General features: G+C 40.2%; 23 protein-coding genes and 1 tRNA gene. 18 read left to right on the top strand and 6 right to left on the bottom strand.

Annotated elements, in window-relative coordinates:
* The first annotated feature begins 111 nt into the window (after positions 1-111).
* From PHAL_RS0104630 to PHAL_RS0104610, 5 genes are all read left to right on the top strand, one after another.
* A complete protein-coding gene (locus PHAL_RS0104630) occupies positions 112-483 on the top strand; it encodes a DUF6678 family protein (RefSeq protein WP_016707255.1) in 372 nt (123 codons plus the stop codon).
* A gap of 43 nt (positions 484-526) precedes the next feature.
* Positions 527-844 (top strand): hypothetical protein, encoded by a 318-nt coding sequence (locus PHAL_RS0104625; RefSeq protein ID WP_016707254.1) that lies wholly within the window; start codon positions 527-529, stop codon positions 842-844.
* A gap of 384 nt (positions 845-1,228) precedes the next feature.
* Complete coding sequence (locus PHAL_RS0104620) at positions 1,229-2,104, top strand: hypothetical protein (protein ID WP_016707253.1); 876 nt, start codon at positions 1,229-1,231, stop codon at positions 2,102-2,104.
* A gap of 333 nt (positions 2,105-2,437) precedes the next feature.
* Positions 2,438-2,848, top strand: coding sequence for a zinc-ribbon domain containing protein (locus PHAL_RS0104615; RefSeq protein WP_158217501.1), 411 nt, complete (start codon positions 2,438-2,440; stop codon positions 2,846-2,848).
* 127 nt (positions 2,849-2,975) lie between these two features.
* A complete protein-coding gene (locus PHAL_RS0104610) occupies positions 2,976-3,818 on the top strand; it encodes an alpha/beta hydrolase (RefSeq protein ID WP_016707251.1) in 843 nt (280 codons plus the stop codon).
* Between the two features lie 60 nt (positions 3,819-3,878).
* Here PHAL_RS0104610 and PHAL_RS0104605 read toward each other — a convergent pair whose 3' ends face one another.
* From PHAL_RS0104605 to PHAL_RS0104595, 3 genes are all read right to left on the bottom strand, one after another.
* Positions 3,879-5,624 carry an AMP-binding protein gene (locus PHAL_RS0104605; RefSeq protein WP_016707250.1) on the bottom strand — a complete coding sequence of 582 codons (1,746 nt, stop codon included), beginning with the start codon at positions 5,622-5,624 and terminating at the stop codon, positions 3,879-3,881.
* Between the two features lie 197 nt (positions 5,625-5,821).
* Entirely contained in the window at positions 5,822-6,268 is a 447-nt protein-coding gene (locus PHAL_RS0104600) for a DUF3010 family protein (protein ID WP_016707249.1), read from the bottom strand.
* A 41-nt stretch (positions 6,269-6,309) separates the two neighbouring features.
* On the bottom strand, positions 6,310-7,350 hold the full coding sequence (locus PHAL_RS0104595; RefSeq protein WP_016707248.1) for an endonuclease/exonuclease/phosphatase family protein: 1,041 nt from the start codon (positions 7,348-7,350) through the stop codon (positions 6,310-6,312).
* Positions 7,351-7,608: 258 nt separating this feature from the next.
* On the opposite strand from PHAL_RS0104595, the gene thrS reads away from it, so the two are divergent.
* The 6 genes from thrS (at position 7,609) to PHAL_RS0104565 (ending at position 13,005) form a co-directional block, all read left to right on the top strand.
* Entirely contained in the window at positions 7,609-9,519 is a 1,911-nt protein-coding gene (thrS, locus tag PHAL_RS0104590; protein ID WP_016707246.1) for a threonine--tRNA ligase, read from the top strand.
* Positions 9,520-9,578: 59 nt separating this feature from the next.
* Entirely contained in the window at positions 9,579-10,142 is a 564-nt protein-coding gene (infC, locus tag PHAL_RS0104585) for a translation initiation factor IF-3 (RefSeq protein ID WP_016707245.1), read from the top strand.
* Positions 10,143-10,350: 208 nt separating this feature from the next.
* Positions 10,351-10,551, top strand: a complete 201-nt coding sequence (gene rpmI / locus PHAL_RS0104580) for a 50S ribosomal protein L35 (RefSeq protein WP_004587840.1) — start codon at positions 10,351-10,353, stop codon at positions 10,549-10,551.
* A gap of 15 nt (positions 10,552-10,566) precedes the next feature.
* Positions 10,567-10,929 (top strand): 50S ribosomal protein L20, encoded by a 363-nt coding sequence (rplT, locus tag PHAL_RS0104575; RefSeq protein WP_008110477.1) that lies wholly within the window; start codon positions 10,567-10,569, stop codon positions 10,927-10,929.
* A gap of 181 nt (positions 10,930-11,110) precedes the next feature.
* Positions 11,111-12,184 carry a sensor histidine kinase gene (locus PHAL_RS0104570; protein WP_016707244.1) on the top strand — a complete coding sequence of 358 codons (1,074 nt, stop codon included), beginning with the start codon at positions 11,111-11,113 and terminating at the stop codon, positions 12,182-12,184.
* Positions 12,181-13,005, top strand: a complete 825-nt coding sequence (locus PHAL_RS0104565; protein ID WP_016707243.1) for a LytR/AlgR family response regulator transcription factor — start codon at positions 12,181-12,183, stop codon at positions 13,003-13,005. Before PHAL_RS0104570 ends, PHAL_RS0104565 begins: the two co-directional genes overlap by 4 nt.
* 104 nt (positions 13,006-13,109) lie before the next feature.
* Here PHAL_RS0104565 and pyk read toward each other — a convergent pair whose 3' ends face one another.
* The gene (pyk, locus tag PHAL_RS0104560) at positions 13,110-14,546 is read right to left on the bottom strand and encodes a pyruvate kinase (RefSeq protein ID WP_016707241.1); all 1,437 of its coding nucleotides are present in this window, start codon (positions 14,544-14,546) and stop codon (positions 13,110-13,112) included.
* A gap of 439 nt (positions 14,547-14,985) precedes the next feature.
* Here pyk and gndA point away from each other — a divergent pair, with 439 nt between their 5' ends.
* Complete coding sequence (gene gndA / locus PHAL_RS0104555) at positions 14,986-16,359, top strand: NADP-dependent phosphogluconate dehydrogenase (protein WP_016707240.1); 1,374 nt, start codon at positions 14,986-14,988, stop codon at positions 16,357-16,359.
* An 84-nt stretch (positions 16,360-16,443) separates the two neighbouring features.
* On the opposite strand, the gene ansA is transcribed toward gndA, so the two are convergent.
* Together ansA and sppA are read right to left on the bottom strand one after the other, a co-directional pair.
* Positions 16,444-17,454: an asparaginase gene (gene ansA / locus PHAL_RS0104550; protein WP_016707239.1), complete on the bottom strand. Its 1,011-nt coding sequence runs from the start codon at positions 17,452-17,454 to the stop codon at positions 16,444-16,446.
* Positions 17,455-17,527: 73 nt separating this feature from the next.
* On the bottom strand, positions 17,528-19,393 hold the full coding sequence (sppA, locus tag PHAL_RS0104545; RefSeq protein WP_016707237.1) for a signal peptide peptidase SppA: 1,866 nt from the start codon (positions 19,391-19,393) through the stop codon (positions 17,528-17,530).
* Positions 19,394-19,612: 219 nt separating this feature from the next.
* On the opposite strand from sppA, the gene PHAL_RS0104540 reads away from it, so the two are divergent.
* The 6 genes from PHAL_RS0104540 (at position 19,613) to PHAL_RS0104515 (ending at position 24,251) form a co-directional block, all read left to right on the top strand.
* Positions 19,613-21,574 (top strand): oxidoreductase, encoded by a 1,962-nt coding sequence (locus tag PHAL_RS0104540; RefSeq protein WP_016707236.1) that lies wholly within the window; start codon positions 19,613-19,615, stop codon positions 21,572-21,574.
* A 64-nt stretch (positions 21,575-21,638) separates the two neighbouring features.
* Complete coding sequence (locus PHAL_RS0104535; RefSeq protein WP_016707235.1) at positions 21,639-22,316, top strand: HvfX family Cu-binding RiPP maturation protein; 678 nt, start codon at positions 21,639-21,641, stop codon at positions 22,314-22,316.
* Positions 22,317-22,505: 189 nt separating this feature from the next.
* Positions 22,506-23,054: an NAD(P)H nitroreductase gene (locus PHAL_RS0104530; RefSeq protein ID WP_016707234.1), complete on the top strand. Its 549-nt coding sequence runs from the start codon at positions 22,506-22,508 to the stop codon at positions 23,052-23,054.
* A 191-nt stretch (positions 23,055-23,245) separates the two neighbouring features.
* Positions 23,246-23,623 (top strand): hypothetical protein, encoded by a 378-nt coding sequence (locus PHAL_RS0104525; protein ID WP_016707233.1) that lies wholly within the window; start codon positions 23,246-23,248, stop codon positions 23,621-23,623.
* Positions 23,624-23,724: 101 nt separating this feature from the next.
* A tRNA-Ser gene (locus tag PHAL_RS0104520) sits at positions 23,725-23,815 on the top strand.
* A gap of 49 nt (positions 23,816-23,864) precedes the next feature.
* Positions 23,865-24,251, top strand: a complete 387-nt coding sequence (locus tag PHAL_RS0104515; RefSeq protein WP_016707232.1) for a hypothetical protein — start codon at positions 23,865-23,867, stop codon at positions 24,249-24,251.
* The last annotated feature ends 20 nt before the right edge of the window (positions 24,252-24,271 follow it).

Below are 24,271 nucleotides of genomic sequence, written 5' to 3'. Positions count from 1 at the left end.
TAAGTTAATAATATTATTATAAATTTTAATGCGTATTGGCACGAATACGAATACAGGCACTTTCATAAAGTGTTTATCGGTATTCTTGGTAAAACGCTGTTAGGTATACACATGAGTCTTCTGCCAATGGCTGATACAGTGTCCCATGAAAAGGACGTGAAAGAAGCTAAAAGGCTCATTGCAGAAAAGCAATTAGTTGGTGCTGCAAACAACACAAAATGGAATGAGCTAATATCACAAATGCGTGAAATTTCTAATCCACCTTGCTACCGAACTAAGGTGGTTAATGGCTACATCTCGGGTTGGGATAGCGAATGGTATTATCACTTACCATTTCCATTACTTTGCGTTGAGTGGATTGATATTGATTTGTCTGAAAAGGTTCTAAGTCTTATTAAACGGATCGGCTTTGAATTTGAAGTGACGGAATCATTTGTTAGAGTTTGGGGTTATTTTCCAAAGTGTTACAAAGAATTTACCTAACAAGGCCGTTTACGGCAAGCGTTATGTTTTTATAGGACTATCGATGAAATACTTATGGTTAATTCCACTTTTCTTATTGGCTGGTTGCCAAACTGCTCCAACTTTTTGTGAAAAGGAGCCTGAATCAAATTTATGCAACCAAAAAACTTATCACTACAATACAGATCAGGCACTCAAGGAATTTGAAACGAAAAAATCAAAGAAAGCCTTTGCTTTAGGGAAAACTGAAGATGGATGGGAGTTTTATGGCTATTCAGAAAGTTATAGCTCTAAAAAGAAAGCTAACAAACGTGCGCTTGAAGAATGTCAAAAAAGGTTGAATAAACATGGATCTAAAAGTAAATGTGAGGTTATTCGTTAGCAAAACATAATCGGGTAGCCGGAGGTCTCCTCCAGCCCCCACACCACCCATCATGCGCTTTTTATTAATAGGAAGTACAATGGGCGGTTCATCTCCCGTAATGAATATTGATCCAAATATCTCTTAATGACGCTAGATAGTTATTGCCTAGCGCAATGTTAATTCCTTTTGTTTTTGAGCTTTTGTAATGCTTCCTAAAACGCCAATTAAAGCAACAGCAAATATTTTACGTAAAATCGAAGTAACCGATTGAATCAAAATAGGAACTTGGCTATGGTTAACGCATCAATAAAAATAAATTAAAAACGAGTTATTCTACAGGCTCGTTAGATGTAAGAGACATGCGAAGCACAGTTCTTATAATACTTTTATCAATAATCAATAATGCTCATATCATGTGGCTCATCATACAGCGTCCCACGTGCCGCGCTGCATATCGATGTTACTGATGCAAATCAATTCAATACACTGCTGGGCAGTATTAGAGACTTTCTTCAGGCTAAAGATTTTGCCGATCTGGGAAAAGATGAAGAAATGCTTGAGCTATTAAAGTGGAGTAGTGGAAAGCATAAGGGTGATTCCATCGCTAATACTAATAACGACCAAATAAGTAGGATCCATCGGACAAGGCGTTTTAAGAGCGAAGAATTAGAAGTGGATGTGGTAATAATTGATTACTCAGACCTTGCGATCAAAAAGCGTTTTGTAAATTACCCGAGCTCAGAATCAGTAATATCCGATTCTCCAGCTTTGGAATTGAATATCTACAACTACAGGCCTGGAGGTTTTTCAATCGAGGGACATAAGTTATATGAAGAGATACTTTCATTTATAGAATCAAATCATAATAAGCCCATAAATATTATCTTTTCACCCCCTGAAACGAACCAAAAAGAATTTTACAAGGTCTCTGCTATCAATTTTCTTACTGGTGGGGTGTGGTGGCTAATTGTTTATACGATTTCGATTGGAATTTTTGGGTTTATAATAATAAAAACACTAAACCGTACTAAGTTTACAGTTGTTAACAAGCGAGCAACATTTGCTTTATTTGGAACCATCTTGGCTACACCACTGCCTTTTCCAGCTGCAACAATATTTGTGATAGTACTGCCGAGCGTCATGGCTTTGCCTGCAATTGGGTCAGATTATTTCTCACGAATTCAGACTTTTGCTATACCATCATTTATTGTTAGCGCTGCTTTGTGTGTACTCTTATCCATCTATCTCATAAAAGGCAGCAAAAGTGAAAACACCTAACACATATGAGCCTTAACTCTGTCGATTTGGCAGTTAAGCAGGTCGCTTACGGCAAATACATATAAGGAGCGCTACGCAATAATCCTTACATTATTAGCACAGCATTTGCTTATATTCCTCTAAAGCGCAGCGCCTCTTGACCTCTTTGTGAATAATTCACTAAATTTTTTTTGCACAAAGAGCAGAGAAAAAGAATAAATGAGGATTAACTTGAAGGCTAATATTAGCATGCGTAAAACACATTACATAAATAGGCATATACGTAAAAGCTGATACTCAATGTATCACTTTACTGTCTCTCGACTTAACATAACGAAAATGGTTAATACGCCAATGAATAAAGTTCCGCTAAATAGAAATGAATACTCGCAAGAATCAAAGCGCTCTGTCGGCCACGAATTTCTCGCAGCGTATTATGAAGATATTAAATACGTTTGCATCAAATGTGACAGTGAGGCTGTATTTCTTGCTCAAGATCAGAAACAGGCTTATGAAGTAAGAAAAGAGTATATGTGGATTGAGCGTAACCTGTGCTACATCTGCTGGAAACAAATGCGGGCAATCAAGGCTGAGTTATATAGAGTCGAACGTGAATACTGCGAAAACAAACCTAAAGCACTATCAAATAAAGAATTTCTTACTCAATGGTTGGGTATGTTAGATCTTTATCCAAAGTTTGGAAAAAAGGCGAATTTTGCACGGATAGATTTCGTCAAAAAGCACCTAGCAAATAATGTAAGGTGAAGTTATGGAAACAGCGAGATTAATCGTCTTTATTATTAGTTTTAATTGTATGATAAATTAGTTGTTTACTTCATACAAAAACAGTGAAATGATTAAAATACAATGACATCATAAATAAAATAACAATATGAAACATCTATTTATCATTATTTTTAGCCTCATTTTTAGTGCTCACACAATTGCATTTGAAGTTAAGAGCAGTACTTTCGTTGGGCAAAAAACAAAGATAGAGCAACCGATCACGGTAGTCCTGCCGGATAATTATTCGAGCAATAAACGTTACAATGTGATCTATGTATTACATGGTTTTAGCGGTAACCACACTGATTGGACTAAATTAACCGACATAGAACAATTAGCCGATCAGTATGATGTGATAGTTGTAAACCCAGACGGTAATTATGGTGCCTGGTACTTAGATTCGCCGCAGCTTAACGATTCTCAATATGAAACTTACATAGCAGAAGATGTGGTAAATTATATTGATGATAAATATTCGACCAACCGGTCTAAAATGGGGCGGGGGATCACTGGTCTATCAATGGGGGGATATGGCGCATTGAATGTTGCTATAAATAATCAAGATGTTTTTGCAGCTGTTACGTCTATGTCTGGTGGTGTTGATTTACGACCATTTGCTGCTGAATTTGGTATTGCAAAAGTATTAGGTGAGTATAGCCAATATCCACAGCGCTGGGATAATGCATCCATCATCAATAATTTACACAAACTGGCTGCGGGTAATACACGTTGGAAAAAAACCGCTGATAACCTGCCTATTATGCTTGATATTGGTGTTGATGATTTTTTTATTGAGCAAAACCGTGAACTTCATGACGCGTTATTAGCACTTAGGATCCGCCATGATTATGTAGAACGACCCGGTGTACATGACTGGCACTATTGGCAAAAAGTTATTCCTTATCAATTTTTGTTTTTAACCAGCCATATGCAAAAAGCAGTAGAATGATTTCAGTATTTAAGGCTGAATATAGTTATTCAGCCTTTTGCTCAACTAGAATTAGAAGGGCTAAGAAAATGCGCTTTCTTTTATTTCAGCTTGCATTTGTTCACGCATTTTAAATTTTTGTAGCTTACCCGTCACCGTCATCGGGTAGTGTTCAACAAACCGTATGTGCTTCGGTACTTTAAAATAGGCGAGTTTATCTTTTAAGAAAGTACGTATTTCTTGCTCTGTTAATATCGCATCTTCTTTGGGTTGCACCCAAGCACAGACTTCTTCACCGTATTTTTCATCACTGATACCAAAAATAGCGGCATCTTGCACGCCCGGATAAGTGTAGAGTACTTCTTCAATTTCTCGCGGGTAGATATTCTCTCCACCGCGAATAATCATATCTTTTATCCTCCCTACAATGGCAACAAAGCCTTGCTCATCCATTACCCCTAAATCACCCGAATGCAGCCAGCCATCTTTATCAATCGTTGCGGCGGTTTTTTCTTCGTCATTCCAATAGCAGCGCATAATACCAGCGCCTCGGCTACATACTTCACCGGGCAGGCCGATTTTTTGAATATCACCCAGTTCATCAATAATTTTTACCTCTGTATGGGCGAGGGCGCGACCCACTGTGGTGACTTGTTTTTCAATAGGGGAATCAATTTCTGTGACATTATTAATAGGGCTGCATTCAGTTTGACCATAGCCAATGACCACTTCTTTCATATGCATAAGTGAGTGCACTTTTCGCATCACCTGCTCTGGGCATATTGATCCTGCCATTATGCCGGTGCGTAAACTTGATAAATCAAAACGGGAGAAATCTTTTAGTTCAAGCTCTGCGATAAACATAGTAGGCACGCCATGAAGCGCGGTACAGCGCTCTTGCTCAACCACTTCTAAGGTGGTGGTTGGATCAAACGATTCACCAGGGAACACTGCAGTGGCACCTTTGCTGATACACACAAGGTTTCCTAGTACCATACCAAAGCAATGATACAAGGGCACAGGGATACACAGTTTATCTGCGGCAGTTAACCCCATGGCGTTAGCCATTAAAAAACCATTATTCAAAATGTTGCGATGCGATAAAGTCGCCCCTTTGGGATTACCCGTAGTGCCTGAGGTAAACTGGATATTGATATCTTGGTCTGGTTTTAGTGTTGCTGCAATGCTTTTGAGTGCTTGTTGTGTTGCATCGTCAGGCAGTGCCATAACGTGTTTAAAACTAAACATGCCCGGTGCGGGTTCATCGCCAATACGAATGATATTCTTTAAATCGGGTAAATTTTTTGCGCAAAGTTGCCCAGGAGTTGCTGTTGCAAGTTCTGGCAGTAACTCATTAAGCATATCAAGGTAATTACTGGCTTTAAAATTAGAGGCGGTAATAAGGGTAGAGCACTGTACCGAGTTAAGTGCATAGTGTAATTCATTAGGGCGATAGGCTGGATTAATACAGACCATAATGGCCCCGATCTTCGCTGTGGCAAATTGAGTTAAGCACCACTCAAGGTTATTAGGTGACCAAATACCGACCCGATCACCAGGCTTTACACCTATCGCCAACAAGCCCATGGCGAGTTGATTGATCTGTTGCTGATACTCACTATAACTTAAGCGAATGTTTTGATGGTGAACGATAATCGCAGGGTGGTTGGAGTTATTGTCGACAATATTATCTAGGTAGTCACCAATGGTTTGATTGATCAATATTGGGTTTTGTGCCCCTTGATAGTAGCTTTGTGTTAATGGAATGGGAGCTTTGCCCTCAGTATCGCTGTCGAACACAGTTTTATTTGTATTTTTTACGTGCATCGCCGTTCTCCGTGTCAATGTTGTGAGAGTTTACTTTGTTAGAAAAACATAGATTGTCGACAAAGGGAAGGGCTATACGACCAATGTAGCAAGAAAAAGGAAATGCGAGGCAATAAAAAACGCTAGTAAGTTTATGCAAACAGGTTTGCAATACTCACTAGCGCTATAGTATGTAGTTGTTAGCGCGTTAATTAAAACTAAAGCTCTTCACTGCGGTAGGTTTTCTTCATTAAATAAACGTAGGCGTTAACAAAAGCATTTTCTTGATACTTTTTCAGCCCTGTTTCTGCAAAATCGATAGGAATTGGGTTGCGCTTTAATTGCTCTTTGATTTCAGTCACTGTAAATAAATGCACATCGAGCTCTTTAATTAATTGAATCGCGGTCTCCATCTTAAATCCGTTTGCACTACCTGCAAATTTACCTTTTGGCGCACGTTGACGAATAGCGACGGAATCGATTTGATAATCTTGCATAAGCTTAGCAAAATCAAACTGGAATTTGCGCATTACTTCTGTGTCATTGCCATTACCTAAGGTAAAGCGAGTTTGGCGAATATCGCGTATATCAAATACGTCTTTATCTTTTGTTAAAATACACAGTAGTACGTCACTACCGGTAATTTCTACACCGCATGTTCTCATTGTCATTCTCTAAATAACTAGTTTGTTACATTATACCCAAGTCAACTCAAGATGCGAGTGCAGTTAGTATTAAAAGCGATTTCAATGGCAACGCCGCCATGATCGCTGATGCAAATATCCTCCTCTGTATGGGCAGGGTTTAAATGCTTGTCGAAGCTTAAATAGCGCATAGAGTGTATACGTGATAACACACACTTAGTATTAAAGTGGCCGGAGACTAAAATATAATCCAGAACATTGCCACGGCTTTGATAATAATGGGTGGCAGGTTTGATTTTACCTTCAATCGCTTCGGTGCTTAATGCAAATGCGTCAGTCAGTCCAACTATGGGTTGTTCAAGCTCTAGACATGGTTCGCATCGAGTCGGGTGAAAACCTTGCGTCATAAACGATAACGCTGGGCTTTGGATATTGTCGTTAAAGTCGCCCATCACTAAGGTGGCACAGTTGTTCTCACGCTGCGTTTTAAGTGCGTCGTAGTAAACAATTGATGCTTCCAGTGACCGTGATATATGTGATTGCATCATGCCAACCGTTTGCTGCAGTAAATTAAGTAGTGGATCGTCTTGATTGTGAATGTTTAGCATATGCGCCATGGAATGCACTCGTTGTGATTTAAAGTGCACCACATAACAGGCTAGCTCGCCAAAGCCGGGTATATCAAAATGACATTTAATTGGCGTACGGTTAAATTTAAACTCATTTTGATTATTTAAATATTCCAGTAGCTCAGGGCAAGGAGTTAGTTGCTGGCATTGCTGAAAAGGAATTTTTGCGGCAATCGCGACGACGGGATTAAATAATACTTGCGGGTAGAGATTGTCACTGCGGGGGCAGGCGACGGTAGCAAAATAGTTATAGCCTTGCTCTTTACACAGTATTTCGAGTTGTTGTGGGCTAAATACTTCTTGAAATGCCACCACCGTGGCTTGGCTTTGTTGCAAGAAGTCAGCAATAAATTGCTGTTTTTGCCGCCATTGTGTTGCATTGTAACGTTCGTGTAATTGATAAAAGGAATAAGGGGGCGCTGCATAATTAAGTAAATTTAAGGTGGCAAAACGAATACTTTTAAGTGTGGTCATTCGATGATCCAACAGCTGAAATTGCATTAAGTATGAAATGCCGCGGTTATTTGTCAATTTGTCTGGCTAAATACTTGTATTTAACCGCCTCAAACGCGACAATAACTGCTTGCGTTTGGTAAGACTCAACAAATGCATTAACCAATATGGTTAAAATTAACAATGCTTATTCGTAAAAGCGTTGTCGAGTTACTCATTTTACTTTAAATAAATACATGTGATGCATTGTAGGCGTCACCACTGTAGTAAGGATTTATAATGCCAGTTATTACCCTTCCTGACGGCAGTCAGCGTAGTTTTGAAAACCCAGTTAGCACCCTTGATGTAGCCAATGATATCGGCCCAGGCCTTGCTAAAGCGACCATTGCAGGTCGTGTTAATGGCGTGCGTGTGGATGCATGTGATTTAATTTCTGAAGATTCACGCTTAGAGATTATCACGGTAAAAGATGATGATGGTTTAGAGATCATTCGTCACTCATGCGCTCACTTAATAGGTCATGCTGTTAAGCAGCTGTTCCCAGAAGCAAAAATGGCAATTGGTCCTACTATCGATAATGGTTTTTACTATGATATCGATATGGAACATTCACTTAGTCAAGAAGACTTAGACGCCATTGAAAAGCGCATGTTACAACTTGCAAAAACAAACTACGACGTTGTTAAACAAACCGTCAGCTGGCAAGAAGCGCGCGATGCATTTGCAGCGCGTGGCGAAACATACAAAATCGAAATTTTAGACGAAAATATCGCTAAAGATGATCGTCCAGGCCTATATCATCACGAAGAGTATGTTGATATGTGTCGTGGTCCGCACGTACCAAATATGAAGTTCTGCCAACACTTTAAAATAATGAAAGTAGCAGGTGCTTACTGGCGTGGTGACTCAGAAAACAAAATGTTGCAACGTATTTATGGCACAGCTTGGGGTGACAAGAAGCAACTAAAAGCATATTTAAAGCGTTTAGAAGAAGCTGAAAAACGTGACCACCGTCGTATTGGTAAAGCCCTTGATTTATGGCATTGGCAAGAAGAAGCACCGGGCATGGTGTTTTGGCATAACGATGGGTGGAGCATTTACCGTGAACTAGAAGACTTTGTGCGCGAAAAACTACGCGAATACCAGTACGAAGAAGTAAAAGGTCCAATGATGATGGACCGCTCGTTATGGGAAAAGTCAGGCCACTGGGATAAATATTCAGATGCAATGTTTACCACTGAATCTGAAAAACGTGAGTACGCTATTAAGCCGATGAACTGTCCAGGTCACGTACAAATCTTTAATCAAGGTTTAAAATCGTACCGTGATTTACCACTGCGTATGGCTGAGTTTGGTTGTTGTCACCGTAATGAGCCATCAGGTGCGTTGCACGGCTTAATGCGTGTTCGTGGTTTTACTCAAGATGATGCGCATGTTTTCTGTACCGAAGACCAAGTGATGGATGAAGTATCATCATGTATCAAAATGGTTTACGACACGTACGAAACGTTTGGCTTTGAAAAAATAGTTGTAAAGCTTTCTACTCGCCCTGAAAAACGTATCGGCGAAGACGAAATTTGGGATAAAGCAGAGCAAGCATTGGCAGATGCGCTTAAAGCAAATAACATTGAATTTGATTATTTACCGGGTGAAGGCGCCTTCTACGGTCCGAAAATTGAATTTACTTTGTACGATTGCTTAGACAGAGCGTGGCAATGTGGTACAGTGCAACTCGATTTTGCTTTACCGGGTCGTTTAGGTGCAACGTATGTTGCTGAAAACAACGAGCGTCGTACACCGGTTATGATCCACCGCGCTATTCTTGGTTCTATCGAGCGTTTTATCGGTATATTGACTGAAGAGTATGCAGGTTTATTCCCAACGTGGCTTGCGCCTAAGCAAGTAGTGATCATGAATATCACTGATAAACAGGCGGATTATGTGCAAGAAATTGTACAAAAATTAAATAAACTTGGAATTAGAGCCGCTGCTGACTTGAGAAATGAGAAGATTGGCTTTAAAATCCGTGAACATACATTAAAACGTATTCCTTATTTACTTGTTGTTGGCGATAAAGAAGTTGAACAACAAGAAGTGGCAGTACGGACTCGCACAGGTGAAGACTTGGGCAAATTTAATGTTGATGACTTCGTCGCTAAAATTTGTGAAGAAATTAAACATCGACAATAAAAATCCAGCGTGTAGGGCATTAACACAACAGCTAACTACACGCTTAATATTTGATATTCTTGGAGGAACGTACCATTAGAGGCGGCAAGAAAGGGCAACAAACAGCTCAAAAAAATCGTATCAACGATGAAATTACAGCTAAAGAAGTTCGTTTAATCGACATCGACGGCGAACAAGCTGGCATTCAAACATTAAGAGATGCGCAAGCTATGGCTGATGAAGCAGGTGTTGATCTAGTAGAGATCAGCCCAAATGCTGAGCCGCCTGTGTGTAAGGTCATGGACTACGGTAAGTTCATCTTTGAAAAAAGCAAAGAACTAAAAGAGCAGAAGAAGAAACAAAAGCAAATCCAGATAAAAGAAATCAAATTCCGTCCAGGTACGGATGAAGGTGATTATCAGGTCAAGCTGCGTAGCTTACGTAAGTTCTTAGAAGCGGGTGATAAAGCTAAAATCACTATTCGTTTCCGTGGTCGTGAAATGGCGCACCAAGAAATTGGTATAGAATTATTAAACCGTGTTAAAGCTGATTTAGAAGATCTTGCGCAAGTAGAGTCTTTCCCAAATCGTGTTGAAGGTCGTCAAATGGTTATGATGATGGCCCCTGTTGCTAAAAAGCAATAAACAAGCTAGAATACGCACCGAATTTAGCTCAGGTCTGCAAGTAATATGCGAATATTCACCTGAGTTAACCGGTTTTAAAGTAAAACTGCAGCATTTATGTTGAGTTTTCACCGGAATATGGCAGTAAGTTAGGCCTAAAAGTGGAGCTGTAGCAATATATCTCACGCCTGCTTACTAATTTTAAAGCAATACATTTGGAGTTATTGCAATGGCTTATAAGCTAAAAAGTCACAGAGGCGCAGCTAAGCGTTTCAAGAAAACTGCTTCTGGCGGTTTCAAGCGTAAACAAGCGCATCTTCGTCACATTCTGACTAAGAAAACTTCTAAGCGTAAGTTACACCTACGTCCTAAGATGATGGTTCATAAAAATGACCATGGTCTAGTTTCACGTATGTTACCATTCGCTTAATAGGGGTTTTTAGAAATGGCAAGAGTTAAACGCGGCGTTGTCGCACGTGCACGTCACAAAAAAGTTTTAAAACAAGCAAAAGGTTACTACGGAGCACGTTCACGTGTTTACCGCGTAGCTTTCCAGGCTGTTACTAAAGCGGGTCAATACGCTTACCGTGACCGTCGTGCTAAGAAACGTACTTTCCGTCAATTATGGATTGCACGTATCAATGCTGCTTCACGTCAAAATGGTCTGTCTTACAGCCGTTTTATCAATGGTCTTAAAAAGACTTCTGTAGAAATCGATCGTAAGATCCTTGCAGATATCGCTGTTTATGACCAAGTTGCATTCGCAGCGCTTGTTGCAAAAGCAAAAGAAGGCCTAGCGGCAGCTTAAGCTTTAAAATAAGTAATGAAAAGGAGCCCATGGCTCCTTTTTTTGTGGCTAAAATAAACTGTGTACTCATTTCTAACTAAAATCTTTGCGGTAAGCCTCGTGAAAAGCGAGATAGTCGGTAGTGATCCCACCCCAATTAACGCTATATAATAATTACAAATAAATGAGGTAATTAACTATTTTGAATTGGCAATCCTTAGTTGATAACCGCCAACGGTTTTTTTGGGTCTTACAGATCGCCGGTTGGATAGGTTATGCACTTGTTAACTACATTGGCTCTAAAGTATTTGAAATGCGCGATATCTATGTATTTGTGATCGTGCTCAATGCTTACGCCGGATGTTTAATGACTGTGCCATTACGGTATATGTATCGTAAGGTCTGGAATGCAGCCCCTTGGATTTTAATGCTGGTGGTGTTCACTGCGTCTTATGTTACCGGTACTTTATGGGCGGTGATCCAAAAATTTAATTTATGGGAAATTTACCGCCATGGCTATCGCCCAACAGAGTGGTTTTACTATTTTCAGCAAGGTTTAGATTCGGTTTATATTATCCTTTGTTGGAGTGGTTTGTATTTTGGTATTAAATATTATCAGCTCTTGCAAAGTGAGCGACAAAAGGCCCTTAAAGCAACGACCATGGCCCATGAAGCGCAATTAAAGATGCTTCGTTATCAGTTAAATCCACACTTTTTATTTAATACTTTGAATGCCATATCGACGTTGATTTTGGTAAAAGAAAATAAAGATGCTAATTTAATGGTGTCAAAGTTAAGTGATTTCTTACGCTATACACTCAATACTGATCCAATAAAAAAAGTACCACTTGAACAAGAGTTACATGCATTGATGCTCTATCTTGAAATAGAGCGAGTGCGCTTTGATGAACGACTTCAAGTGAATGTACAAGTCAGCGATGAAGCAAAAAATGCATTAGTGCCAAGCTTGATTTTGCAACCGATCATTGAAAACGCGATTAAATATGCGATAGCTCATCTCACAGAGGGGGGAGTGATTGATATTAAAGCACAAGTTTTTGCTAATGAACTATTATTGGAAGTAGGCGATAATGGCCCTGGTACAGAATTACTTAATGGCCAATTGGTTAACTCACAAGGGGTTGGGGTGGCAAATACTAAAGACCGTTTAAAAACCTTATATGAGAATAACTATTCGTTTGTGTTGTCACATAATACGCCAAGTGGATTGAAGGTTAATCTGCGCGTTCCGTTTGAAAAGGCTGTGAAAAAATGAGCAAGATTAAGACCCTGATTGTTGATGATGAACCTTTAGCTCGTAGAGGTTTAGCAGTTAGATTAGAAGAATTTGATGATATTGAAGTCATGCAACTTTGTAGCTCTGGACAAGAAGCCATAGATGCATGCCAAGCAGGGAAAATAGATTTAGTTTTTTTAGATATTCAAATGCCTGGAATGAATGGATTTGAGGTAGCTAGAGCACTGAGTGAAAGTGTCAGAGCACTACCTGCGATTGTATTTGTTACAGCATTTGATCAGTTCGCAGTCAAAGCGTTTGAAATTCATGCTTTAGATTATATTCTTAAACCAGTCGATGACAATAGACTTAAACAGGCGGTAGAGAAAGTGCATACCTACTTGAAGACGCAACAAGACAACGCCCATAAAAAGAAATTGGCAAGTTTTGTCGCTGGAATTACTGGCAATAATTGTGAAGAGATTTTGAAAAAACTCGCCACCGGCGATACATTAACAGATCGACGTTACCCAGAGTCTTTAGCTGTGAAAGAACAAGGAGAAATAATCCGTGTTCCTGTCGCAACAATTCAATGGGTTGACGCTGCTGGTGATTATATGTGTTTGCATTGCCAAGATGGACAAACTCATATCCTTCGCAAAACAATGAAAGAGTTAGAGCAGGAGCTTGATCCACAATTATTTGTCCGCGTACATCGCAGTGCAATAGTCAATACAAAACAAATTAGTAAGCTAGTTACCCAGGTCAGTGGTGAGTATTTGTTAGTGCTAGACAATGGTCAAGAACTAAAGGTAAGCCGTAGTTATCGCGACAAAGTTAAAGCTGCGTTAGCAAGTTAATATTAGTTAGTACAAGTTGTATTAAAACGCTTTTTTATTAAATAAAAAACGCGAGCTCAGTGTGCTCGCGTTTTTTAGTTTTAACTTCTAGCTGAAGTGGCTGATCAAGCAACTGTCACTATTTTCATGGTGTTGGTTGCGCCGATGGTTTCCATTGCATCACCGTGAGTAAGAATAACAGTGTCACCTGATTGTAAAGAGCCTGATGCAACTAATGTGTTAAGAGCATCTTTTACCATGTTATCTTTTTCACATTGTGTTGAGTCAAAAAATACGGGGTAAACACCACGATATAATGCTGTTTGACCAAGTGTACTTGCGTGACGAGACAATGAATAAATTGGTAACCCAGAGCTAATACGTGACATTAATTTAGCCGTGCTGCCTGATTCAGTTAACGTTACAATCGCCTTCACAGAATCTAGGTGGTTTGCCGCATACATGGCAGATAAAGCAATTGATTCAGCGTTTGACGAGAAACGGCTATCTAAACGATGCTTAGAAACATGCGTTTCTTTTTGTGATTCTGCACCTAAACAAACGCGTGCCATAGTTGCAACGGTTTCTTCAGGGTAATCACCAGCAGCTGTTTCAGCTGAAAGCATCACAGCATCAGTACCATCTAGTACAGCATTGGCAACATCCATAACCTCTGCACGCGTTGGCATCGGGTTATCAATCATTGATTCCATCATTTGCGTTGCGGTGATCACAGTACGATTAAGTGAACGAGCGCGACGAATAATAAGCTTTTGCTTACCCATTAATGCGGCATCGCCAATTTCTACACCTAAGTCACCTCGTGCAACCATTACAGCATCAGATGCTAATACGATATCATCAACAGCTTCAACGGTTTCTACTGCTTCAGCACGCTCAATTTTAGCTAGCAATTGTGCGTTTGAACCTGCAGCTTCGGCAAGTGAACGCACATAACGCATATCATCACCACTACGCGGGAATGAAACTGCAATATAATCAACGCCAATTTCAGCGGCAGTAATTAAATCTTCTTTATCTTTTTCAGTAAACGCAGGTGCAGTTAAACCACCACCTAAGCGGTTGATCCCTTTGTTATTTGATAACACACCACCCACGGTTACTGTGGTATGGACTAAATGACCTTCAACATTTGCAACGGTCAATTGAATTAAGCCATCGTTTAATAGTAATAAATCACCTGGTGCGACGTCTTGTGGCAATTCTTTGTAATCAATACCAACTGCGTTAATATCGCCTTGGCCTTTTTCCATTTTTGCATCTAAGATAAATTTAGCGCCAACGGCCAGTGATACTTTGCCATCTTTAAAAGTAGATACACGAATTTTAGGGCCTTGTAAGTCAGCTAAAATAGCAATGTGCTTACCTAATTTTTTAGCAATATCACGCACAGCTTGAGCGCGATCTTTGTGATCTTGTGCAACACCGTGTGAAAAGTTCAAACGCACTACGTTTGCACCAGCACGGATTATTTTTTCTAAGTTATTATCTCGATCGGTTGCAGGTCCAAGGGTCGCGACTATTTTTGTGCGTCTAAGCATCAAATTCTCCTGTAGGCTTATTAAATTATAAGCAGGTTGACGGTTTTTCGTTATTTATATATGTCGTTTTACACGCATAATACGGTTTTTATTGGCAGCTAATACATCTATAAAAGCTGTGTAACTTATTATGCTGCCATTATTTTATACAAAATAAATATTACCACATTATGACACCGGTGTCAGATTCCGTCAATGATCGGGCTACATCCAAGCTAGGAAAATTTATCGCCCTCAGTGAATGGTTGTTTGCTATAATCGCGCAGAATGTATGTTCTTATGAACTGTGAATAAGTAATTTATTATCCGCAGTACAGGTTTCATAATATATACGCAGTGGTATCTGTCTCTAGGCTCGCATTTTTAAGTGGCTTGGGTATAATGCGCGCGGTATTATTTTCATTTACTAACCAATAGTTGTTACCGAGGAGGACACTAAATGCAAGTTGCATTAGTCGGGTTAGGCGTTATGGGTAAAAATCTTGCTCTGAACTTGATAGAACAGGGTATGACGCTAGTAGCTTATGATAAAAACCCAGATGCGGGCGAAGAGCTATTAAGCTGTGCTAAATTACAAGGCATGGCAGATCGTCTGCACATTGTGTCTGATTTAGCTGATATGGTAAAACGGTTAACGCCACCTCGCTCAATCTTGTTATTAGTACCAGCAGGTGAGTTAGTTGATAAAGTGTGTAACGAATTAGTTGAAGCGGGTGTTGATTGCGACGACATTATTGTCGATTGCGGAAATAGTAACTATAAAGATGGCATCACGCGTAAACTTAAATATCAAAATAAATTTGAATTTGCCACTATGGGGATTTCTGGCGGTGCAGAAGGTGCTCGTCATGGTCCTGCAATGATGGCAAGTGGTTCAGAAGGTGGCTGGGAGCGTGTCGAGCCATGGTTTGAAAAAGTGGCTGCAAGTTACAAAGGTGAGTCGTGTTTTGCCCGTGTAGGTCAATCTGCCAGTGGTCATTTTGTTAAAATGGTGCACAACGGCATCGAATACGCATTAATGCAATTAATTGCTGAAATGTATCAATTATTGCGTTTAGGCACCAACCGTACACCACATGAAGTTGCTGAAATTTTTAACCAATGGTCTGAAGGATCACTAAATAGCTATTTACTATCTATTTCAAGCCATATCTTATCGTTAGAAACTGACGAAGCGGAAGCCCTTGTTGATTTAATTGACAATAAAGTAGGCGCCAAAGGCACAGGTTTATGGACTGCGCAAAATGCACTAGAACTAGGTATAGCAGTCCCTTCATTGGTAGCTGCAGTTCAAGCGCGTCATCTAACCAATACCGGCGATACACACGCTGCAAAAGAAATGACTTATGCTGCGAAAGCAACGTCACAAGTTGAGCTTGATTTAGACGAACTTAAAGATGCTTTCTTGTTTGCAAGCTTATTGGCATATCGCCAAGGCCTTGCGCTTATTAAAGGCGCATCGCGTGCGCATCAGTGGAAAGTAGACTTATCTAAAACGCTACAAACATGGCGTGCAGGCTGTATTATTCGTGCTGATTATTTAGATAACATTGCTGAGGGTGTTGAGTTTATTGATACCCTTGAAAAAGAGTCACTCGCACTGCGTAAAGTCACAGGTCAAGCTATGATGACCGGATTAGCATTTCCGGTATTAAGCTCAACGCAAACGTATTTCGCCACACTAACTACGCCAAGTAATGGTCATTTAGTACAGGCTCAGCGAGATTACTTTGGTGAGCATGGTATTAAAACCCACAGTGGTGAAGTATGCCATTTAACTGACTTAGTTGATATTGACGCAAAAGTTCGTTAATTAGACTAAACGGTTTAAATAAAAGGCACGCTAATTAGCGTGCCTTTTAGTTTTAAACAATGTTTTTATTGTCAGCAATCCAGCTTAGCGACTCAACTCACCACGTAAGTTATCTTGCATTAGATGGCGAATGGTTTCAATTTCAAGCTTTTGGCTAAACAAGTAATGTAATTTAGTTAAGCATGCTTCCAGTGTCATATCATAGCCACTGATCACACCAATATTGAGTAATGCATTACCTGTTGCATAACCGCCCATATTGACATGACCTTTTAAGCATTGAGTTAGATTGATGATCACCATGCCGCGTTTACTTGCGCTGGCTAGGATCTCTAAAAACTCTGGATCTTGTGGAGCATTACCTACACCAAAGCTCAATAATACCAAGGCTTTGATATTATCGTTTACTAGACTTTTAACCACGGCATGACTGATCCCAGGATACAAGTACAACACCCCAATAGGCTGCGGTGTGATGTTGGTGACTTGTAGTTCATTTTCAACATACGGACTCAACTGCCCCTTGAGTAACTGAATGTTGATACCTGATAAAGCCAGTGGCTCGAGGTTTGGCGAGGCAAAAGCATCAAACCCGTCTGCGTGTGCTTTCGTTGCGCGATTACCACGAAATAGTTGATTATTAAAAAATAAGCTGACTTCTGCGATTGGGTAATTTGCCGCTAAATACATGGCATTGAGTAAATTGACTTGGCCATCAGAGCGTAGCTGTGAAAGGGGAATTTGTGAGCCAGTGACAATTATTGGCTTGGTCAAGTTCTCAAACATAAATGACAGTGCAGATGCGGTATAGGCCATGGTATCTGTACCATGGAGTACCACAAAACCATCATAGTCTTGGTACTTACTTTTAATGTCATCAGCAATTAATTGCCAATGGGCAGGGGACATGTCTGATGAATCAATTAACGGGCAATACTCGTGAATATCGAATAAAGGCATTTCATCACGATTAAATTCAGCATTGTTTACTACGGTTTGTGTTAAAAAGCCATCCGCAGGAATATAACCTCGGCTTGATTTTTTCATGCCAATTGTACCGCCCGTGTATGCGATATAAATACGTTTACGTTTCATAAAAAAGCCCAGTAAAAAAAACTGGGCTTAGTATAACCTGTGCAGATATAGAGTACAGTCGAGAACGACTGATTTACTGAATAACGTTACACACTAAACAACGTGCATAAATTCCTTGCGGATCATTGTAATCTTGTAAGCTTTCAACCTCAGAGGTTAACTGCTTCACTAAGCCATTGATTGACGCTTTATTTGATAATAAATTTTGCAAGCTACTTTGTGAGCCGATAAATGCCTTAACTGATGCATTACCAAATATATCTTGCATTAATTGCTCTTGCCCAGAAAGACTCTGCTTGATGGTTTTAACTTCATAAAAATCAAGTTTAGCAAGTTCAGCGGCAGCTTTTATTGCATCTTGCTTATTACCAAGCTTATCAATTAAGCCTAGCTCTTGTGCTTGGCTTGCAATCCATACACGGCCTTGGGCAATGTTATCGACTTGCTCTGGGGTCATATTCCGTGCTTGTGCAACGACCTCTAAAAAGCGTTGATAGGCATCTTCAACGCTTAATTGAATAACTTGCGCCATCTTTTCATCAAGCGGGCGAGCGATTGATAGGCCACCCATTTCAGTCGTTGCTACACCATCAGAATACACGCCGAGTTTAGCCATCGTGTTTTCAAAGGTCATAAAATTACCAAATACACCAATTGAGCCGGTAATTGTACTTGGTGCAGCCCAAATTTCATTAGCTGCTGATGCAATCCAATAACCGCCAGACGCTGCTACAGAACTCATAGAAGCAATGACAGGCTTGCCTGCTGCTTTAAGGGCCAGTACTTCAGCGCGAATAACTTCAGACGCAAACATGCTGCCACCGCCTGAATCAATACGTAGCACCACGGCTTTTACTTTTTCATCTAAGCGCGCTTTACGTAATAATGCCGCAGTAGAGTCACCCCCAATTTCACCCGCTTTACGTTCGCCGTCAGAAATAGTACCGCGAGCAACAACAACAGCGACTTTTTCAGTTACTGGGTTATCAAACTCAATAGGCGGTTTAATTAATGATAAATATTCATTAAATGAAACTTGATTAAAGGTTTTACCAGTTTCTTCAGTACCTACTAATGCAATCAATTCTTGGCGAACTTGCTGATTCGTTTTTAATGAATCTACCCATTGATGTTCAAGTGCGTACCGACCTGAATCACCATTCACAGCTTGCATTTTTGCAAGGAAGATATCCATAGTTTCATCAAAGTTTGTTTCATCAAATGGGCGTACTGCGGCTACATCTTGCTTGTATTCTTGCCATAAGGCACCTAGCCAAACTCTGTTAGCTTCTTTGGCTGCATCCGACATATCATTACGAATAAATGGTTCAACTGCAGATTTAAATGTGCCAACGCGGAAGATATGCTGTGTGATACCCACCTTCTCTAATGCATCTTTAAAATACAGTGGGTACATAGCAAAACCTTGAATTTCAACACCACCGTAAGGGTGCATTGAGACTTCATTTGCATGAGCCGCAAGGTAATATTGCGCTTGAGAGTAATAATAGCCTGATGCAATTACTTTTTTACCTGTCGCTTTAAAACGATCAAGCGCCTGTGTGATTTGCTTTAATTTATTCAAATGCGCATTCGGCATTTTTTGTAAATCGAGCAAAATGACACTAATACGATCATCTTTAGTTGCTTGGTCAATTACTTCAACAATATCATCGAGTAAAATTTCTGCCGGCTCTTCGTTACCCATTGTGGCATCATTGATGGCTGCTTCAATTGGATCTACGTAGGTTTTTTCTTCTACGATTGGTCCATTGAGGTTGAGCCTGAGCACAGAAGTATCGGCAACTTTAATTTCATCGTCATCACTGGCTATTGAGACAATGAAAAGAATCACAATTAGTACAAATAAAAAATTGAGAACTAAACGACGAGAAAAGTTAATTCCTGCCCAGAGTCCTTTAAACAGCTTTGCAATCAAAATAAATCCTTAGTCTGGTACAACTTATATCTAACTCCATCTTAGCCTAGAATAAAAATTTATTTAACTGTTAAATCGTAACTAAGTATTTATGAATGTCGTTATTTACAACGTTAACGGTCAATACCATACATAATTTAGTGCTTTTGTTGCTTATTACTTGCCATTCAAGCAAAATTCGCTAATGTATAGAGGTTAGACCAGTTAACGGGGCAGAGGATGTTAGAACAACAACTACAATTAAAACACACACAATTACGCAATCGCTTAGTGATGGGGTCAATGCACACTGGGCTTGAAGAGGGGTGGCATAATAGAAAACGACTTCGTGCTTTTTATGAAGCACGCGCTAAAGGTGGTACCGCTATGCTTATCACGGGTGGTTATAGTCCTAATCTGCGTGGTAAGTTAACCCCTATTTCATCCTCATTTAACAGCTATTATGATGTAGTTAAGCATCGTGCCTACACTGACGTTGTACACCAACATGGCGGAAAGATTTGCTTACAATTATTACACGCTGGTCGTTACGCTTATCATCCATTTAATCAAGCCCCGAGTGCAATAAAAGCGCCTATTAACCCTTATACACCAAAGGCGATGTCTGCTGGTGCAATTAAAAAAACCATTAAAGATTTTGCTCAGTCAGCTTATTTAGCGCAAAAGGCAGGTTATGATGGCGTTGAAGTTATGGGCTCAGAAGGTTATCTGATCAATGAGTTTATGGCGCCGCATACCAATAAACGCACAGACGAATACGGGGGAAGTTTAGAAAACCGGATGCGTTTAGCGTTAGACATTGTTAAAGCAGTTCGGGCGAAAGTAGCGAAAGAGTTTTTAATCATCTTTCGTTTATCAGTGATGGATCTGATCCCAAATGGATCAACGCCGCAAGAAGTCACAATTCAAGCTAAAGCGTTAGAGCAGGCTGGTGTTGATATATTTAATACCGGTATTGGTTGGCATGAAGCGCGTGTGCCCACCATTGCCAGTATGGTACCCCCTGGTGCATTTAAAGAAGCATCAAAACGCTTAAAAGAAGTGGTGTCAGTGCCTGTCATTGCGGTAAATAGGATTAACACGCCTGCAATTGCCAATGAAATTTTAACAGCAGGGGATGCAGATTTAATTTCGATGGCACGCCCACTGCTTGCCGATCCTGAGTTTTTTAATAAATACCAATCACAACACAGTGAACAAATTAATATTTGTATCGGCTGTAACCAAGGATGCTTAGATCATGTATTCAAAGGCAAGCGAGCCACTTGTTTAGTAAATCCTCAAGCGGGCTTTGAATTAGATTACCCGCTTGAACACACGCAAAAAGCTAAAAACGTATTGGTCGTTGGTGCTGGCCCTGCGGGGTTATCTGCGAGCTGCTACTTGGCACAAAAAGGCCATACAGTCACACTGATTGATAAAAACACCGATATGGGCGGTCAATTTAATTTAGCAATGCGAATCCCAGGCAAAGAAGATTTTAATCACACCCTTCGGTATTTTATAAACGAACTTGAGCGCCTCAAGGTTACAGTAACGCTCAACACTGCATATACAGATAGTATGCTTGATCAATACGATGATGTTGTTTTTGCCACCGGCGTTCGTCCGCGAGAAGCAAACTTTACCTGCGCTGATGGCAAACGGGTTTTTTCTTATGATGAAGTGATCCGTGGTGAGGTTGAATTGGGGCAGTCGATTGCGATTTTAGGTGCCGGTGGCATTGGTTTTGATATGGTTGCTTTTTTAAGTGAGCATAAAAATCAAACTATCACTGAGTTTAAAACCCAGTGGGGTATTGAGTGCGAGCCAACACCGCATAAAGATAGTCGCCAGCTATTTATGCTCAAACGCAGTGCAGGGCGCTTTGGCGGTGACCTTGGCAAAACCACGGGTTGGATACATCGCCAAGTTGCAAAGCAACATGGTGTAAAACAAATTGCTGACTGTCAGTACCATCACTTTGATTCCCAAGGCTTGAAAATTACAGTAGCAGCAGAGCAGCAAGTTTTACCTGTTGACACAGTCATTGCGTGTATCGGCCAAGTGTCTAACAATGAGGTTATGTCCCAATTAACTGAACATCCAAAAGTACATGTGATTGGTGGGGCTAAGTTAGCGTCAGCAATTGATGCAAAACGAGCTATTTATGAAGCGCTTCAAGTTGCGCGTAAAATTTAGTTGAAATAAACTTTCTGTCGTAGCGGTCTTTGTTTAATACATTTCAAAAGACTAGACTGCTACGATGAATACATTGATCACACTCTATAAAACGTCCCTACAAAAAACGGCCTTGTTTGATGGTCTGCCTGCCTTACTATTTAGATTGATACTCGCGCCTGTTATGATCATCGCGGGTTATAACAAGCTCAATATAAGTGGTGGAGACACGGGCTTTTTTGAATTTTTTCTAGCTTCTCCTGATGTTGTTAGTTGGTTTGGCAATGCTGATTGGGGCTTAGGCTTACCTTTTCCTGACTTACTGGCTTTTTTAGCTGGTTGGAGCGAATTTCTAGGCGGTTGGCTGTTGTTGATTGGTTTATTTACACGCCTAGTGAGTATTCCACTGATGTTTACTATGGTCGTTGCTGCAACCTCTGTACATTGGCACAATGGTTGGTTTGCTATTGCGCCGACCGATCCCGATACCAGTGCTGCTCAAGTACTTGATTGGTTAGCTATTCCCGGTGCTAAAGAAAGCCTCGATAATTCTCGTGAGGTTAAAGATCGCATTGAAAAAATTCGCGATTTAGTTGAAGAGCATGGTTTCCCGGATTACCTATATGAAAAGGGCAAACCCTCCATATTAAATAATGGCATTGAATTTTCAGCCATCTATTTTGCTATGTTACTAAGCTTGTTTTTTACTGGTGGTGGACGCTTTGTGAGTGTGGATCACTGGTTACGAAGAAGGCTCGAATAATCGCGATATTTGTTTGTAAGTTTGCAGCACTCGCTGCAAACTTTCTAACTACTTTCTAACTTTCTAACTTTCTAACTTTCTAACTTTCTAACTTTCTAACTTTCTAACTTTCTAACTTTCTAACTTTCTAACTTTCTTAGCGTTCGCTAACAATGTTATGCTAGTTTCTTTTTAAAGTAGAGAATTGCTATGGACGCTATTGAGCTGTTATTAACTCGCCAATCTGATCCCAAATTAAGTTTCCCTGGACCCAATCAAGCACAATTAGACAACATTAAAAAGGCTGCATTAAAAGTTCCCGATCATGGTGGTTTGGCCCCTTGGCAATTTTTTATTGTAGAAGAAACAGGGCGCGATCGCTTGGGTGAGATTTATTATCAAAGTGCGATTGCAGAACAACAAGATGAAAAAACCATCAGTCGTGCTAAAGAGTTACCGCAGCGAGCACCCATGATCATCATTGCCGTGGCAAAGTATCAAGCGCACCCAAAAGTTCCTCGAATTGAACAAATACAAAGCGCAGGTTGTGCGGTGTTTGCAATGCAACAGGCAGCGTTTGCACAAGGGTTGGCTGGTATTTGGCGTACCGGCTACTTTGCGCAAAGTGCTGCAGTAAAGAATGCACTTGGCCTTGCTGAGCAAGATGAAATTGTCGGTTACCTTTATTTAGGCACTGCGGTTGTTGATTGCACTAAGCCTGCACGACATCACGTCGACGATTTTTTCAGTATATTATAAAGTGAACTTCTCAGCGCCATCATAGTCATACTGTATTAAGGTTGCTTTTGTTACCTTTGCTCCGTTATACGTTGGCTGTGAGAAGCGCTAGGATGCGAACAATAATTCTTCTACGGTTTGTTTTTTAATCTGTTGTTTTTTGTTAGTGTATGGAATGTCTTATAACAATAACGATAAAAAAGACGAGAACAATGGGAAATTTATTTTTACGTGAAAAAGAAAAATGGCTAACGTGGTCTCTATGGGGCTTTGTTGGCGCTGCTATCACTCTTTACACGGCTTTTAGCACACAGACTCCTCATTTAATTGCAATGTCATCAATAGGTATTGTTGTTATTTTAGCGTGGTGGATGCAGCGTACCAGACGATTTGATTTTGGCAGGGCATTTAAAGTGTGCTGCTATGTGTTAGTGCTTAGTATTCTACCTGCATTTATATTGGTTTTAGTACCAAGTGATGATCTCAATCGCTATGACTTAATTTTCCAAGGGCTAAGTTTTGTGACTTTTAGCTTACTTGTGTGTCTATTATGCTCGTGGATTGCGAAACGTCCAAAACAGTATTATTAACTTAGTTTTGCTGTTAGTAGCGTCATTATTACAATTAATTTCGGTTTTTTTATTTTAGGACTTTACAATAAGGCGAGTAACCACTATTATCCGCGCCGTACGGAGAGATGGCAGAGTGGTCGAATGCACCGGTCTTGAAAACCGGCATGGGTTTGTAGCCCATCTAGGGTTCAAATCCCTATCTCTCCACCATATTTAAAAAGCCGCCTTATGGGCGGCTTTTTGCTATCTGGAGTTTAGTATGTCAAAACAAAATCAATTAAATACAGCTCAAAGAATACTCAAACATGTATTGTTGTGGAGTGTATTTGGCTATTGTTACCACAGTGCAATTAATTTATTGGTTAAGATGGCTATCGATTCACAACCTGAGCAGGTATTAATGACTGCAATGGCGTATTGCTTAGGCTTTAATATTTTATCAGCCCATTTGATCACCAAATATGATAAGCATTGGCCAGAAGTAGCAGCAATTTATATTGGCCTTTTTGGCTTGTTAGTGGTCCCTGTAATACTCATAGGTCCGCAAGCATTACTGAGTCGTCCACTCCTTGCTGGTATTTTGATCAGTTTACCTATATTTACTTTTGCGGCGCGCTTCATTAAGCGAAAACTCCCTAAAAACTAATCTTAAAGAAGCCCAAAAGG

Origin of the sequence: Pseudoalteromonas haloplanktis ATCC 14393 (assembly GCF_000238355.1) — a bacterium.
GTDB lineage: Bacteria > Pseudomonadota > Gammaproteobacteria > Enterobacterales > Alteromonadaceae > Pseudoalteromonas > Pseudoalteromonas haloplanktis.
This window is presented reverse-complemented; position numbering and strand designations above follow the sequence as displayed.

Excerpts from the sequence above, each read along its gene's own strand:
- PHAL_RS0104515 (WP_016707232.1), top strand. The coding sequence starts at position 23,865 with ATGTCAAAACAAAATCAATTAAATACAGCTCAAAGAATACTCAAACAT.
- PHAL_RS0104595 (WP_016707248.1), bottom strand. The coding sequence starts at position 7,350 with ATGACCACACTTAAAAGTATTCGTTTTGCCACCTTAAATTTACTTAAT.
- PHAL_RS0104525 (WP_016707233.1), top strand. The coding sequence starts at position 23,246 with ATGGGAAATTTATTTTTACGTGAAAAAGAAAAATGGCTAACGTGGTCT.
- gndA (WP_016707240.1), top strand. The coding sequence starts at position 14,986 with ATGCAAGTTGCATTAGTCGGGTTAGGCGTTATGGGTAAAAATCTTGCT.
- PHAL_RS0104620 (WP_016707253.1), top strand. The coding sequence starts at position 1,229 with ATGCTCATATCATGTGGCTCATCATACAGCGTCCCACGTGCCGCGCTG.
- PHAL_RS0104615 (WP_158217501.1), top strand. The coding sequence starts at position 2,438 with ATGAATAAAGTTCCGCTAAATAGAAATGAATACTCGCAAGAATCAAAG.
- PHAL_RS0104600 (WP_016707249.1), bottom strand. The coding sequence starts at position 6,268 with ATGAGAACATGCGGTGTAGAAATTACCGGTAGTGACGTACTACTGTGT.
- rpmI (WP_004587840.1), top strand. The coding sequence starts at position 10,351 with ATGGCTTATAAGCTAAAAAGTCACAGAGGCGCAGCTAAGCGTTTCAAG.
- PHAL_RS0104565 (WP_016707243.1), top strand. The coding sequence starts at position 12,181 with ATGAGCAAGATTAAGACCCTGATTGTTGATGATGAACCTTTAGCTCGT.
- PHAL_RS0104605 (WP_016707250.1), bottom strand. The coding sequence starts at position 5,624 with ATGCACGTAAAAAATACAAATAAAACTGTGTTCGACAGCGATACTGAG.
- rplT (WP_008110477.1), top strand. The coding sequence starts at position 10,567 with ATGGCAAGAGTTAAACGCGGCGTTGTCGCACGTGCACGTCACAAAAAA.
- ansA (WP_016707239.1), bottom strand. The coding sequence starts at position 17,454 with ATGAAACGTAAACGTATTTATATCGCATACACGGGCGGTACAATTGGC.
- thrS (WP_016707246.1), top strand. The coding sequence starts at position 7,609 with ATGCCAGTTATTACCCTTCCTGACGGCAGTCAGCGTAGTTTTGAAAAC.
- PHAL_RS0104530 (WP_016707234.1), top strand. The coding sequence starts at position 22,506 with ATGGACGCTATTGAGCTGTTATTAACTCGCCAATCTGATCCCAAATTA.
- PHAL_RS0104540 (WP_016707236.1), top strand. The coding sequence starts at position 19,613 with ATGTTAGAACAACAACTACAATTAAAACACACACAATTACGCAATCGC.
- pyk (WP_016707241.1), bottom strand. The coding sequence starts at position 14,546 with ATGCTTAGACGCACAAAAATAGTCGCGACCCTTGGACCTGCAACCGAT.
- PHAL_RS0104610 (WP_016707251.1), top strand. The coding sequence starts at position 2,976 with ATGAAACATCTATTTATCATTATTTTTAGCCTCATTTTTAGTGCTCAC.
- PHAL_RS0104535 (WP_016707235.1), top strand. The coding sequence starts at position 21,639 with ATGAATACATTGATCACACTCTATAAAACGTCCCTACAAAAAACGGCC.
- PHAL_RS0104625 (WP_016707254.1), top strand. The coding sequence starts at position 527 with ATGAAATACTTATGGTTAATTCCACTTTTCTTATTGGCTGGTTGCCAA.
- PHAL_RS0104630 (WP_016707255.1), top strand. The coding sequence starts at position 112 with ATGAGTCTTCTGCCAATGGCTGATACAGTGTCCCATGAAAAGGACGTG.